We start from the raw sequence: 14,477 nt of genomic DNA, 5'->3' as shown, positions 1-14,477 counted from the left end.
GAAAGGAGGAGAGCATGTGGAATTCTTTTAAGTTTGAGAAAATCTTGATGTGGAGACGTAAGTACGGAAAAATTGTTAACCTAATCGCTATTTTAGTTGTATTTGCAACTACCTATGCCTTGATTTTACCTGCTCTGACATTGGATCAAGATAAGGTCGAACAAACCCCTGGTATCCATACAGGTACTTCAAGCACGGATGAGCCGCCAACAGACCAAAGTCACTTGCCAGAAAGCACAATTGCAGTGCTACAGGAAAGTATGACACAAGATATGGTTGAAGCACCTCAGACAGAAGTCTCTGACGCTTCAGCACCAACTGAGTTGCAAGATCAAAGTCCACCACAGCTCAGTAATGAAACAGCTTCTGAACATGAACGAATTACTGAGCCAACTATGATGGTTCAAAAAGGTGATGGCTATGAATTAACAGCAGCATTTGATGCAAGCGCCCAGTTTCCTAGAGAAGTTGAACTAAAGGTTAGAGAGCTAGACAGTCAGTCTGAAGAGTATCGAGTCCATTTTGAAAAAGCAAAGGAAGCATTAGGAGCAAGTGAGCTTAGCTATGCACGCTTTTTTGATATTCAATTTCTTCATGATGGACAAGAAGTAGAGCCTGCATCCCCTGTCAGGATTCATATAAAGAATGACAGCGCTGTTCAGCTAGGTGAAGACAGCAAACTGAAGATTGTACATTTTGAAGAAAATAATCAGGTGGAAGTTGTTAAAGCAGAAACCAAGGAAGAAAATAAACAAGTATCAGAAGTTTCCTTCCAAGCTGACTCTTTCTCTATCTATGGTGATGTTGCTGCAGATTTTTACAATGTGAAGTTTATTGTGCTAGATTCAGACAATATTGAGCAAGAAATTGTAACTCTGATTGATATTGCTGATGGAGCCACTATTACCAACTTACCTGATGACCCTTTCAAAGAAGGTCATAAGTTTAAGCATTGGAGAGATAGAAAAACTGGAAATATCGTAACAGCAAACACGCCAGTTACAGAAAATATGGTGGTAGAAGCTGTATTTGAACCGATACCTCTTTACACCATCAAGGTTAACTATTTCTATCAAAATAAAAGTAACAATCAAAATGTAACCTTTGACTCGGAGACCTTCCAGTTAGCCGCAGAAGACATTCCTTATCGCATTACACCACCAGCTTCTACCAAGGTGTCTAAAAGAGAAGATCCTACACTTTCCGCCGACACCATCTATTATCCTCAAAAACCTCTTATTGAAATTACGAGTGAACAAGTAGAACCGTTAGCCAATCAAGAAGATAAGACGCTGACCATCGATTTGGAGTTTGTTCCATATACCGCCGAATATGACTTTGTTTACCTTCTGAAAGATTTGACAGGTAATGGCTATACTGAGATTGAACGAGTGCATGCTTACGGTTTATTGGGCTCTACTGTGACTGCTCAGGTATTGAATTATGACTATGCTCATTTCGAGAGAACGACACCAGAAAAAATCACTAGAAAGTCAGGTCAAGAACTTAGGGTTTATTATACTCGGAAAGCTTTTAGCCTCAATTACAACTCAAATGGAGGCGATTATATAGAGCCTCAGACTGGTCTATACAAACAAACAATTCCCATTACCACCGTGGTCCCTAAACGAGAAGGTTATGATTTTGTTGGCTGGTATAACAACAAGGAATTAAAAGGAAGGCCTGTAACTGGTAGTGTTACCTTAAACGGTGAACAGACTCTATATGCAAAATGGGAACCTAAAGTAGTATCTTATCGAGTGGTCTATTTTGAGGAAGTTTATGATAACAATACTCAGACTACAAGCTATGTGTATCGCACAACTGCAACCAAGTCGGCTAAGGTTGGTACGACTGTTCGAGCTGCTTCTGCAGATTCAATTGCTACCTCCTTGCCGTATCATGAGGTGGATGTCGCAGCCAATAACCAATCCTCTGTCGTCATTCAACCAGATGGTTCTTCGGTACTCAATGTTTATTATAAACTCAAACGCTATACCCTTCGTTTTGATTTAGGAACAACGAATGATTATGGGTCAGATGCTGGTCTTCGTTTGATGATTGGAGGACAAACCTATACAACAACAAGTGGTACTATCTATGAAATTAAGGATGTGGTATTAGGGCAGTATATTGCACATAAATGGCCCTCAGGTACCAATGAGATGTTTGATGCGAATGGCTACTATGGTTTTATGGGATGGTCTCATCCAAATAATCCGAGCAATTCCTTATATCTAACTGATCGTGATAAGGTTTCAGGGGATGTTCTTCGTGGATCTGATCGCAATAATATCAAAACCTATACTGCCAGATGGCAGGCGGGGTTAATCGAAAAAAGAGTAGAATACTATCTCCAATCGGCTAATGATCCTAAACAATATGATTTATCTGATATTAGCCAGTCTTTCAGACAGGTTTGGAATGGTTCACTTGGTCAAAAGTCAATTTCTGGTTTCACTCGCATAGCTGTACCGAAAGGTAAGCCTGGAAATGTCAATAGCTCTTACAATGGTCGGCGCTATGTGTCGGTTTTCCGATTTTATTATCAACGAGAAACCTATACCATTGATTATTTCTACAAAGATAGTCAGATTAGAAGTACAGGAAAAGTTGTGCGCTTTGACCAAAATATCAATCTTCCTGCCTATAATTACATTCCCCCAAGACCTGCAACAGTTGATGCGGATTATACATGGGGTGGTTGGTACTCTGATCCTGAGTTGAGAACCAAATACAATTTTGGTGTTATGCCAGCTGGTAACTTAGCCTTATATGCTAACTGGATTGCTCCATCTTATCAGGTTACTTTTGACCTAAATGGTGGAAATGGGGCACCACCAGCAAGCCAGACTATTGAAAAGTACAAGACTGCAACATTGCCAAATGAACCTAGTCGAGAGCATTATGACTTTGTTGGTTGGTATACTCAACCAACAGGAGGAACCTATTATAATTGGTCAAGGCCTATTACTGGTCCAGTAACCTTATATGCTCGTTGGCAATTGAAACCCTTGACCTATACAGTCAAGTATTTGGAAGTTGGGACCAACAATTCCTTAGCCAAGGAGAAGGTGGTTACTAGTCCAGCCTTTGCATTGAATCAAACGATTTCCGAGGATGCCCTTGCTATTACAGGTTATCGCCCAGATAGCAGAGTCAAGGATATTCAACTGAATCTTGTGAATAATGAGATAGTGTTCTATTATGCAAAAAAAGCAGCGGACATCAAGTACACTGTAAAATATGTTCTAGCAAACAATCCGAATATTGAAGTGGCACCACCAGTTACCAAAACTGTGCCAGGCAGTACCATTCGTGTGAAAGAGACTGCGGCGAAGATTGATAAACAATACTTTGCGACACAACCCAATGTAACAGCTGATATGTTGGCTAAGGATTACTATCCAGTAATCAATCTCAAAACCTTGACTTTATCATCAAACGATGCGAATAATGTCCTTGTCTTTGAGTATAAAGATTTTGAGACTGCTAAGATTAAAGTAAATTATTTGGATATGGATGGCAATCCACTTCAAGGGCAACAGCCAACCATTGCTTACCGCAAAAAGAAGAGTTCTTATGTGGTGAATCGACCAAATATTGCTGGTTATACTTACGAGAAATCTCTGGATAATAGTCGTGTAGCCAACAAGCAAGTCTATCGAATTGAAAATACGAATGATATTGTTATTGACCTTTACTATAAGAAAAATCTTGTCATTACCGCTCAAAACAAGACAAAGGTCTATGACGGTCAAGCACTGAAAAGTACAGGTCCTGCAGATATCACAAATGCTTATACTTCCTATTTGGAGCCAGGTGATACTCTTACAGGTTTAGCTTTTGATGGCAGTCAGACTGATGTTGGTACAGTTGCCACAAGTCCTAAAGAAGCGGTCTTCAGGTCAGGTAATAAAAATCGAAATTATTTCTACAAGATTACCTATATTCCAGCAACCTTAACAGTGACTCCTCGGCCTGTAGTAGTTTACATAGAGGGTGAGGTTAAGGACAAAGTGTATGATGGAAAAGCAGAGACAATCAGCTATTCTATCAAGAACATAGACGATAGTAGTGGACTTTTCAAGGAGTCTATGATTGAGTTCAATGGATCCCATGCTGACAAAACCCTTACTAAAAAGGATGTTGGTGACTACGTCCTGAATCTGCAAAATCGTTTCTCTACTTTAAATCCCAATTTTTCAGCTACTTTCCATGCTTCGAACGGTAAGCTTACGATTGGCAAACGTCACTTGATTCTTACCTCTGATTCAGCGGAAAAGAACTATGATGGTAGTGAACTTCGTTCTGACGAAATTGCTGTTTCAGTTCCAACAGGAGTTGATTACACAGGATTTGTCGAGGGAGAAGGAGTTGTTCCAACCTTCCTAGGTGGGCCAACTGAACCTGGGTTTGTAGCCAACTATTTCAACTATCGTCCAAAAGATGGAACCAATCTGGCTAACTATGAATTAGATATCCGATATGGGCAGTTGAAAGTCAAGGAAGTCATGAACATTCAAAAGACTGACTTGAGTTGGCAATCCCTAGCAGGTGGTAAGTTTGAGTTGACCAAGTGGGATGGCATCAACTGGGCGAAGATTAGTGTAGCAGAGGAATTTGCTATCACAAGCAAGGAGGGAAGCAACATCCCTATAGGCCTAGAACCTGGTCGCTATCGACTTCAAGAGTTGGCGGCGCCAGATGGCTTTATTGTCCTAGATAGTTATATCTACTTCACCATCAAGGATAACTTTAATGAGGACCAGACTGCGTCTTTCTATACAGTGTCCTTGTCTGATGAGACTGGTAATGATTTTATCCCAGAACGGGCTCAACTTGATGGACCAACTGGTCTTGCTAGTCATCGAATCAAGATTGCTAATGAGCAAGGACGGGCTCTTCCAAGTACTGGTGGAGTTGGTCAGAAGTGGTTCTTCATTTCTGGTTTCACCCTCGTACTCCTCGCTTCTTTGATGCATCTAGGTCTCAAACGTCGGATGGGAGGAGGAATGAAGCCTCTCTAAATGATCTTTTGTAAACAACTATTATCTGACAAGCAAATTCGTAATACGTAGATATTACATAAAAATAAAAAGAAGGAATATTATGAAAAAGTTACAACAATTTTTAACAGCCCTAGTGGCAGTTTTAACAGTTTTTGCTCTTGGTTCAAGTGCCCTAGCGCAAACCGTTGATAGCGGAAAAAATGGTGCTGGTACAATCACCATCTCTAATGCCTCACAAGGTGATACTTATACTATCTATAAACTTTTTGATGCTACTGTAACTGAAGACGGAACAGGTATCTCTTATAAACTCCCTAAGGGAAAAACTGCAGATAACTTTGGTGGTTCACAGTGGTTTGAAGTAGATACCAAAGGCAATATTACTGCAAAGTCAAATGCTGACTTAACTTCAGAAGAATTTAAGCAATGGGCTGTTCAACATGGAGAAGAAGTTGCAAGCGCTACTGCAGCAGATAACACTCTAGTGTTTAACAATGTTCCTTATGGTTACTACTATATTAAGTCTTCATTGGGAAGTATTATTTCCGTTGACAGTACACGACCGTCTGCAACTGTTATTGATAAAAATACCACAAATCCAACTATCCCAGATAAAAATACTGGTGGAGGAAAAACAATCCTCAATAATACTTCAACTACTAGTCAAACAACTGCAAAAATTGGAGATACAGTTAACTTCCAAATCAAGTTTAACGCAACCAACTACGTCACAAAGGATAGACAAACCAAACAAATCGTATCTTACACCATTGAAGATACACCAACTGCTCTAAAAATCAACCAAGATTCTGTACTGGTAAAAGTAGCTGGACAAGATATCACTGCAAAGGTTGCAAAGACTTTCGAGGGTGGTAAAATGAAACTGGTTCTTACTTGGGTTGCAGACAATAACAAAACCATCTACAACTCTCCATCAGAAGTGGTGATTACCTACTCAGCAGTGGTGACTAAAGATGCTAAAGAGGGTCAAGCAACTAACTCAGCAACCATTGGTTACAACACTTCAGATACTCCAGACGCAAATCCAACTCCAGTAAATCCAACACAACCAACTGAAACAACTACGATTACTACCCACCGTTTCACTTTGAAGAAGACAAATGATGTAAGTGACACCTTAACTGGTGCAGAATTCAAACTTTATGATGCAGAAAACAATGGTACTGAAATCAAGGTTGTTAAGGAAACTGAAGGGGTTTACCGTGTAGCTCAGGCTGATGAGCAAGGTGTGATTATTGAAGCTGGAGAAGTCGTTATCAAAGGTCTCAAGCATAGTACTACCTATTACCTCGAAGAAATCAAGGCACCAAATGGTTACAATGTCTTGACAGAACGTAAGGCTGTTACAGTATCAGAAGATAACAATGCACGTGCAGATGTTGTTAATAAAAAAGGTGCTGTCTTGCCAAATACAGGTGCGATTGGTACAACCTTGTTCTATTTGATTGGCTCAATCTTACTTTTAGTAGCCTTGGTTTACACTATTTCAAAACGTCGTATGAACAGTATCTAATGATCATATAGATGTAAAAATAAAGAAAATAATCTTCGGAAGTGCTGCAGTAGCTATTTGAAGTATTTCCGAAGATATTTCTTTGGTCTAAACGCTTGTGTTTAGACTTTTGGGATAGAAGTTTCTATCTTAAAAGTGTGATACACAAGAAGAAAGGAGGGAATTTCATGCTCAAGTGGCTGAAGCAAAAGGTATCTTCTTTTATCATGCCCGTCATTTTTTTAGTTGGCTTAGGTCTCCTAGCCTATCCATCCGTCAGTGATTATTGGAATTCCTTCCACCAATCCGAAGCGATTATGTCCTATTCTGAAACAGTTTCGGATATGACTGATGAAGAGTATCGGAAAATCATTGATAGTGCTCGTCGGTATAATGAAAGTCATCCGATCAACTGGAACGTTACAGCATCTGATTTAGAAGCCTACAATCAGGAATTGAACTTTAACAATGATGGGATTATGGGATATATCGAAATTCCCAAGATTGACGTGAAACTCTCACTCTTTCATGGCACAGATGAAAAAGTTCTCGAAACCTCCATTGGTCACTTGGAGGGGACATCCTTGCCTGTTGGTGGCTTGGGCACGCATAGCGTTTTATCTGGCCATCGTGGTCTTCCTTCAGCAAGGCTCTTTTCGGACTTGGATAAACTGCGAGAAGGGGATATTTTTACCATTCATGTCCTAAATGAAACATTGACCTATCAGGTGGATCAAATTCGAGTTGTAGAACCAACTGACTTATCCACAATCGTCACTGACCCGAATTTAGATTTGCTGACATTGGTCACTTGCACACCTTACGGTATCAATACACATCGTTTGCTCGTTCGTGGTCATCGCATCGAAAATGTAGACGGAAACGCTTCTGTTATTTCAGATGCAGTCCAAATCAAAGCTATTTTTATTGCACCATTTATTGCTATACCCATATTGCTAATCCTATTGCTTTATATCCTAGTTGTAACGAGTCCTTCCTATCAGAAACGACACAAACATCGAGTAGAAAAATATTTAGCAGAGCATTCCATCCAGGCAAGAAAGCCAGAAAATCAGTCTTTCCAAGAAGTCATCAGTCATGTCAAACGAATGATTAGGAAATAATGACAGACTTTGAAGAAGGGTCCGCTAATCGATAATACAAAGGAACACTCTTGAATTCTGTATAACAGTATTCAAAGTGTTCTTTTTTATGAATAGTATTAGATGATAGATCTGTAGTAACTAAGGTGATATTATTTTCTACTATGAAGTTAATTCGAAAGTTTTGTAAACCTTTTCAATTGTCTTGATGTTATTTGGTGGTATAATAAGGTGAGCAAGTAGTGCCGATTTTTAACGATATTCTACAGAAGAAAAAGACTTAGTGGATACGAATGGTACATGGATTGCTTAGAGATGAAAAGAGGATAGAGAGTAAAACATGAAGATTGTCATCATAGGTGCATCTTTTGCAGGTTTAAGTGCTGCATTGGAATGCCATATGCTATATCCTGAAGCAGAATTGATTGTAATTGATAAAGAGATGGAAGTTGGCTATTTCCCCAATGCTTTGAACTGGCGTCTGAGACAGGAGATTAGTGACTGGTCAGAAGCACGTTCTTCATTGTATCAAGAGGTGATGCGCACAGGGGCCAATTTGCTATTGGGCTGGGAGATGGAAAAGCTAGTACCTGATGAGAAGCAGGTCGAAATACGACAATCAGGGAAAAGAAAATCTGTAACCTATGACTATTTAATTTTAGCAATGGGTGCGAGACAGGTTTGGGATAAGCAATCAGATGATTTGACAGATAAGATTCTTGCTAGTAAATCCCTCAGACAAATGGCCGAAAGTTACGAAAAGCTAGATAAATCTGAAAAATCTGTTGCTGTTGTAGTAGTTGGAGCTGGTCAAATCGGCCTTGAGAGTCTAGAGGCCTTGAGTCAACATTTCTCAAGATTAACTTTGATAGAAGCCCAAAAATGGCCTCTCGCCAAGTACTTTGATAAAGAAATGACAGACTGGATTATAAAAGAGTTGGTGAGTCGTGGAATAGAATGTCATTTTTCAGAAACAGTAAACCGAATTCACACTGATCCATCTGGAAAACTGCTCCTTGATACCCTGCAGCAACGTTTTCAGTCTGACTATATGGTGATGGGGACTAACTTTTGTCCAAATACCGAAACTTTGGAATCGATATTAACCATTCAACCAGATGGCAGTTTGTTAGTAGATGAATATTTAGAAACTAGTCAAGAAGGTATTTTTGCTGTAGGAGATTTGATTCAGCTTCCTTTTGCCTTTTTCGGTCACTCTTATCTTCCGATGATTCATCATGCAATACTAACTGGCCGTTTAGTGGCGCATAATTTAGTGACTAAAGAGAGAAAATTAACAACCATAGAGCGTATTGTTTCGAATCATGTATTTGGAAAATACATGACCAGTGTCGGTCTGACAGAAAGAGAAGCGGGACTTTGGCTTGAGGCGGACTCTATTCGTGTACAGCAAGCTCATGGCTCACTTCAGGATGAGTTGCTTGACTTTAAGTTAGTTGTTGAAAAGCAGAGTGGACGCCTGATAGGTGGGCAGTTGCTTTCTACATCAAAATACACAGACCAGATGAATTTTTTAGCATTGGCTATCTCGCAACATTTAACCGTTCAAGATTTAGTACATCAATCATGGCTCTATTTGTCAGATAGTACAGGTACAGTTTCTTTTGTTTTGGAAGCTGCCCATCAGTATATTCTAAGCAAGAATAGGGAAGAGTAGGTGGTTTCGTGCATATTATTGACTTATTTGAGAAAAGAGAGCGTGCCATCTATCAACTATTTCTTCTCTTAAGATCAAAAGAAAAGGAAATCACTATCCGAGATGCCAGTCAGTGTTTAGAGTTATCGCGTTCGACATTACTGCGCTACATAGAAACTTTTACTGAGGAAGCAGTGGTTAATGGTCTGGGATTCACCTTTCAAATCAGCAATGAGGACATCCAAATGGAGAGAGAGGCAGGACTTTCTCTTCAAGATTTTATAGCCTACCTGTGTCGTTCAAGTATTAAGTATCAAATTTTACTATACTTGTTTGAAAAGAATGAGTTTTCGATACCCAAACTCTCACAAGAATTATTGATTAGTGAGGCGACGCTAAATAGGCAATTAGCTTCCCTAAACAAAATGCTTCAAAGTTTTGAAATCAGTATTCGGAGTGGTCGGTTAAAAGGAAGTGAATTACAGATTCGCTATTTCTATTATCAATTATTCTGGCAAACCTCTTCTAATGTACACTGGCAAGCCGACCGGATTTTTAGACAACAGAAAAAATATGTTCCGATTTTTGAACGTTTCTATCAATCCCCATTTAACCCAAGACAGTCCAATCAAATGGCGCTATGGTTAATGATTGTATATAAACGAATGCGACTAAAAGATTTGGATTTTCAAGATTGTTATCGGCTAATTGCTCCCTACAAACAACACAAATTTTATCTTCATTTAAGGAATCTTTTTCTAACCTTGAGTCAGCAATTCTCCGCTTCTTTTCAAGAGGGGGATACCATGTCTGTTTTTGCTTTTCTATTTAGTCAAGGTATTTTAGAAGCGCATCAATTGGAGCAACTACTAGGATTTGGTGGACCAATCATGGAAGCGACAACCTGGGGATTCAAGCAGATAAAAATTTTCCTGCAAACAGATTTACCGGTAGAAGAAGGGGCTTTGTATCATCTCAATCAAGTATTTAGTCATCTTTATTTCTTCACCTCCCATATAGAGAATGACTTGAAGACTTTAAATGAGTATGACCATCGCTTGCAAGAGGTGGCTCAGACAATATTAACAAGAGTAAATAAAGAAATCTATGGTAGAAACAAAGACACTTATTTGCTTCATCATACTGTTTCTTTGTTAGAGCTATTTACCTACGTGATGCAAGTTGAGCCGACGATTGTTCAGATTGGTTTTTCGTCAAGCTATCCATCCGTTATTAGCTATCCTATCTTGCAAACATTGCAAGAAGAATTAGAAGCGAATCGCTCAATTACTATTGAATACTTTGACGAAACAAAAACCTATGATCTGATTATTTCTTACGATTACCCTTTAGAATCAGAAAATATTTTCTACTTATATGGAATCCCAAGTCCTCAAGATTTGCAACAGCTCAAGAAGATGATTTCTGTTTTGCACAAAGAGAAATTAGAACAATCAACAAGACTTATTGAGAAGTCTTACTTTTTAATTGATCGCAGGTAACGATGGAAAGAGGTAGGTACTTATCATCTGAACATACCTCGACAGTCTTCAATAGTTGCATTGCATTGGAAAACATGAATCAAAGAAGCTAGGAATTGTGACCTAGCTTTTTGAAATTGTTCATAGCAATCATTTATAGAATGGCTGATTTGAAGCGGGTTTGAGCAAGTTTGTATCAAGTTTTTTATGATTTGATAAAAAAATGATAGGAAAGAAAAGAGAAAATAGATTACAATAAGGTCATAAACAAAACGGAAGCGTTTTCAAAAAAATAACATCATTAGGAGGACAGTATATGTCAACAGAAAAATTTATCATGGCAATTGACCAAGGAACAACTAGTTCACGGGCTATCATTTTCAACAAAAATGGTGAAAAAGTTGGCAGCTATCAAAAGGAATTTACACAAATTTTCCCAAAACCAGGTTGGGTAGAGCACAATGCAAATGAAATCTGGAACTCTGTCCAATCAGTAATTGCAGGTTCCTTCATTGAAAGCGGCATCCGTCCGGATCAAATTGAGGGAATCGGTATCACAAACCAACGCGAAACAACAGTAGTGTGGGATAAGGAGACAGGTCTTCCAATCTACAATGCGATTGTATGGCAATCACGTCAGACTGCACATATTGCCGATCAGTTAAAACAGGATGGTCATGCGGATATGTTCCACAAAAAGACTGGATTGGTGATTGATGCTTATTTCTCAGCTACAAAAGTTCGTTGGATTTTAGACCAGGTTCCTGGAGCTCAAGAACGTGCAGAAAAAGGTGAGATTTTATTTGGTACGATTGATACTTGGTTGGTTTGGAAGTTGACAAACGGAGCATGTCATGTAACAGATTACTCAAATGCTGCCCGTACTATGCTTTACAATATCAAGGAACTTAAATGGGATGAGGAAATTCTAGATTTACTCAACATTCCTAAAGCAATGTTGCCAGAGGTAAAATCTAACTCAGAAGTTTATGGTAAAACTGCACCCTTCCATTTTTACGGAGCTGAAGTACCAATTTCAGGTATGGCGGGTGACCAACAAGCCGCTCTCTTTGGTCAATTAGCATTTGAACCAGGCATGGTAAAAAATACTTATGGCACAGGTTCCTTTATCGTGATGAACACTGGTGAAGACATGCAATTATCAGAAAATAGTTTGTTGACAACTATTGGCTATGGTATCAATGGCAAAGTCTATTATGCTCTGGAAGGTTCAGTCTTTATTGCAGGTTCGGCAGTCCAATGGTTGCGCGACGGTATGAGAATGGTCAAAGAATCTCCTGAATCAGAAGAATTGGCACGCAAGTCAACCAGTAATGACGAAGTCTATGTGGTACCTGCCTTCACAGGTCTAGGAGCTCCTTATTGGAACTCAGACGCTCGTGGCTCAGTTTTTGGTTTGACCCGTGGTACAACCAAAGAAGATTTTGTTAAGGCCACCCTTCAATCTATCGCTTACCAAGTACGTGATGTAATTGATGCCATGCAAATGGATTCGGGAATTGATATCTCTTTGTTAAAAGTCGATGGTGGCGCTGCAATGAATAGCCTACTCATGCAGTTCCAAGCAGATATTCTTGGGATTGAAATTGCTCGCGCTAAAAATCTAGAAACAACTGCCTTAGGAGCTGCCTTCCTAGCTGGTCTTGCGGTAGGTTTCTGGAAAGACTTGGAAGAGTTGAAGGAATTAAATGCGGTGGGTCAATCCTTCCAACCATCTATGAATGAGGCTAGAAAAGAACAACTCTATAAAGGATGGAAGAAAGCTGTTGCGGCAACTCAACTATTTGCTCAATCAGATGATGAAGAATAAGAAACAGAAAGCGTGATAGTATGGAATTTTCAAAAGAAACCCGTCGCCTAGCGATTGAAAAAATGCAGGATAGACAATTAGACCTCCTTATCATTGGTGGAGGAATCACTGGTGCTGGTGTTGCATTACAAGCTGCTGCAAGTGGTATGGAAACAGGATTGATTGAGATGCAAGACTTTGCAGAAGGAACATCAAGCCGCTCTACCAAACTCGTTCATGGTGGTCTTCGCTACTTGAAACAGTTTGATGTCGAGGTAGTTTCAGACACTGTATCCGAACGGGCTGTGGTGCAAAATATCGCACCTCATATTCCTAAGCCAGATCCAATGTTATTGCCAGTTTATGATGAAGAAGGCTCCACTTTCAGTCTTTTCCGTCTAAAAGTTGCGATGGATTTATACGATTTGCTAGCTGGTGTCAATAATACAGACTTGGCAAATAAGGTATTGACTAAAGAAGAAGTGCTAGAGCGTGCTCCACACTTGAAAAAAGAAGGTTTGCTTGGAGGCGGTGTCTATCTCGATTTCCGAAATAATGATGCCCGCCTAGTGATTGAGAATATCAAGCGCGCTGCCAAAGATGGAGCCTTGATTGCAAGTCATGTGAAAGCAGAGCGCTTTATCAAAGATGAAAACGGTAAAGTAATCGGTATTCTAGCACGTGATTTGTTGACTGATAGCACATTTGAAATTCGAGCACGTTTGGTTATCAATACAACTGGACCATGGAGTGATGAGGTTCGTAACCTTGGTGGTGAAGGATCTGGAGTCCTACAAATGCGTCCGACAAAGGGTGTTCACCTTGTTGTAGATAGCTCACGTTTATCTGTTTCCCAACCAACTTATTTTGATACAGGACATGCAGATGGACGAATGGTCTTTGTCTTACCACGTGAGAACAAAACCTATTTTGGTACAACAGATACAGACTATACTGGTGATTTGGCCCATCCAACTGTTACACAAGAAGATGTAGACTATCTACTCTCTATTGTAAACAACCGTTTCCCCGACGCAAATTTGACCTTGGATGATATCGAAAGCGGTTGGGCAGGCCTTCGTCCTCTTCTATCAGGTAATGGAGCCTCAGATTATAACGGTGGAAACAACGGCAAATTGAGCGACGAAAGTTTTAATAGCCTGATTGATACTGTAAAAGCTTATCTAAACAATGAGAAGAGTCGTGATGATGTAGAACATGATATTACACATCTTGAAGGTAGTGTTTCAGAAAAAACCTTGGATCCATCTGCTGTTTCTCGTGGTTCAGCCCTAGATCGTGATGAAAATGGTCTATTAACTCTTGCAGGAGGTAAGATTACAGACTTCCGTAAAATGGCAGAAGGAGCATTGGAGAAAGTTGCAAGTATCCTTAAAGAAGAGCATGGACGAAGCTTCAAATTGGTAAACTCTAAAACTTATCCAGTTTCAGGTGGTGAATTGAATCCAGCAGATGTGACAGAAGAAATCGAACATCTCGCCCAGTTGGGTGTCAAGAAGGGCTTACAGTACGATGATGCACTGTATCTAGCTAACTTGTATGGTTCAAATGCACCAAAAGTATTTGCCTTGTATCATAAGGTAGAGCCTGTTTCAAATCTGAATGTGCGCGACCTCCTTTCTTTACATTATGCTATGAAGGAAGAGATGGCCTTGACAGTTGTGGATTACCTTCTCCGTCGTACCAATTATATGCTCTTTATGCGTGAGCAGTTGGATGCTGTCGCACCAGATATATTGAAAGAGATGGCAGCCTACTATGGTTGGTCAGAAGAAGAGCTTGCTAAACAGGAACAATTATTGGCAGAGACCCTTCATCAAAACGATTTGACTTATTTAAAACAATAAAGCTAGCTTCTCTTGTCTAAAAGGATAAATATT

General features: G+C 39.6%; 7 protein-coding genes. All 7 read left to right on the top strand.

Annotated elements, in window-relative coordinates; translation table 11 throughout:
• Positions 1 to 14 precede the first annotated feature (14 nt).
• The 7 genes from F602_RS0107665 (at position 15) to glpO (ending at position 14,444) form a co-directional block, all read left to right on the top strand.
• Positions 15 to 5,030: an InlB B-repeat-containing protein gene (locus tag F602_RS0107665; protein ID WP_018167386.1), complete on the top strand. Its 5,016-nt coding sequence runs from the start codon at positions 15 to 17 to the stop codon at positions 5,028 to 5,030.
• Between the two features lie 82 nt (positions 5,031 to 5,112).
• Positions 5,113 to 6,546, top strand: coding sequence for a SpaH/EbpB family LPXTG-anchored major pilin (locus F602_RS0107660; RefSeq protein WP_018167385.1), 1,434 nt, complete (start codon positions 5,113 to 5,115; stop codon positions 6,544 to 6,546).
• 167 nt (positions 6,547 to 6,713) lie between these two features.
• The gene (locus tag F602_RS0107655) at positions 6,714 to 7,649 is read left to right on the top strand and encodes a class C sortase (RefSeq protein ID WP_018167384.1); all 936 of its coding nucleotides are present in this window, start codon (positions 6,714 to 6,716) and stop codon (positions 7,647 to 7,649) included.
• A gap of 319 nt (positions 7,650 to 7,968) precedes the next feature.
• Positions 7,969 to 9,306 carry an FAD-dependent oxidoreductase gene (locus F602_RS0107650; RefSeq protein WP_018167383.1) on the top strand — a complete coding sequence of 446 codons (1,338 nt, stop codon included), beginning with the start codon at positions 7,969 to 7,971 and terminating at the stop codon, positions 9,304 to 9,306.
• Between the two features lie 8 nt (positions 9,307 to 9,314).
• A complete protein-coding gene (locus F602_RS0107645; RefSeq protein ID WP_018167382.1) occupies positions 9,315 to 10,787 on the top strand; it encodes an AcpB/EbpR/MafR family transcriptional regulator in 1,473 nt (490 codons plus the stop codon).
• 295 nt (positions 10,788 to 11,082) lie between these two features.
• A complete protein-coding gene (gene glpK / locus F602_RS0107640; RefSeq protein ID WP_018167381.1) occupies positions 11,083 to 12,597 on the top strand; it encodes a glycerol kinase GlpK in 1,515 nt (504 codons plus the stop codon).
• 20 nt (positions 12,598 to 12,617) lie between these two features.
• Complete coding sequence (gene glpO / locus F602_RS0107635; RefSeq protein ID WP_018167380.1) at positions 12,618 to 14,444, top strand: type 1 glycerol-3-phosphate oxidase; 1,827 nt, start codon at positions 12,618 to 12,620, stop codon at positions 14,442 to 14,444.
• The last annotated feature ends 33 nt before the right edge of the window (positions 14,445 to 14,477 follow it).

The organism is Streptococcus minor DSM 17118, assembly GCF_000377005.1.
GTDB classification, from domain to species: Bacteria; Bacillota; Bacilli; order Lactobacillales; family Streptococcaceae; genus Streptococcus; species Streptococcus minor.
Note: the sequence above shows the minus strand (reverse complement) of the source record. Positions and strands in the feature narration are given on the sequence as shown.

Excerpts from the sequence above, each read along its gene's own strand:
- F602_RS0107665 (WP_018167386.1), top strand. The coding sequence starts at position 15 with ATGTGGAATTCTTTTAAGTTTGAGAAAATCTTGATGTGGAGACGTAAG.
- F602_RS0107660 (WP_018167385.1), top strand. The coding sequence starts at position 5,113 with ATGAAAAAGTTACAACAATTTTTAACAGCCCTAGTGGCAGTTTTAACA.
- F602_RS0107655 (WP_018167384.1), top strand. The coding sequence starts at position 6,714 with ATGCTCAAGTGGCTGAAGCAAAAGGTATCTTCTTTTATCATGCCCGTC.
- F602_RS0107650 (WP_018167383.1), top strand. The coding sequence starts at position 7,969 with ATGAAGATTGTCATCATAGGTGCATCTTTTGCAGGTTTAAGTGCTGCA.
- glpK (WP_018167381.1), top strand. The coding sequence starts at position 11,083 with ATGTCAACAGAAAAATTTATCATGGCAATTGACCAAGGAACAACTAGT.
- glpO (WP_018167380.1), top strand. The coding sequence starts at position 12,618 with ATGGAATTTTCAAAAGAAACCCGTCGCCTAGCGATTGAAAAAATGCAG.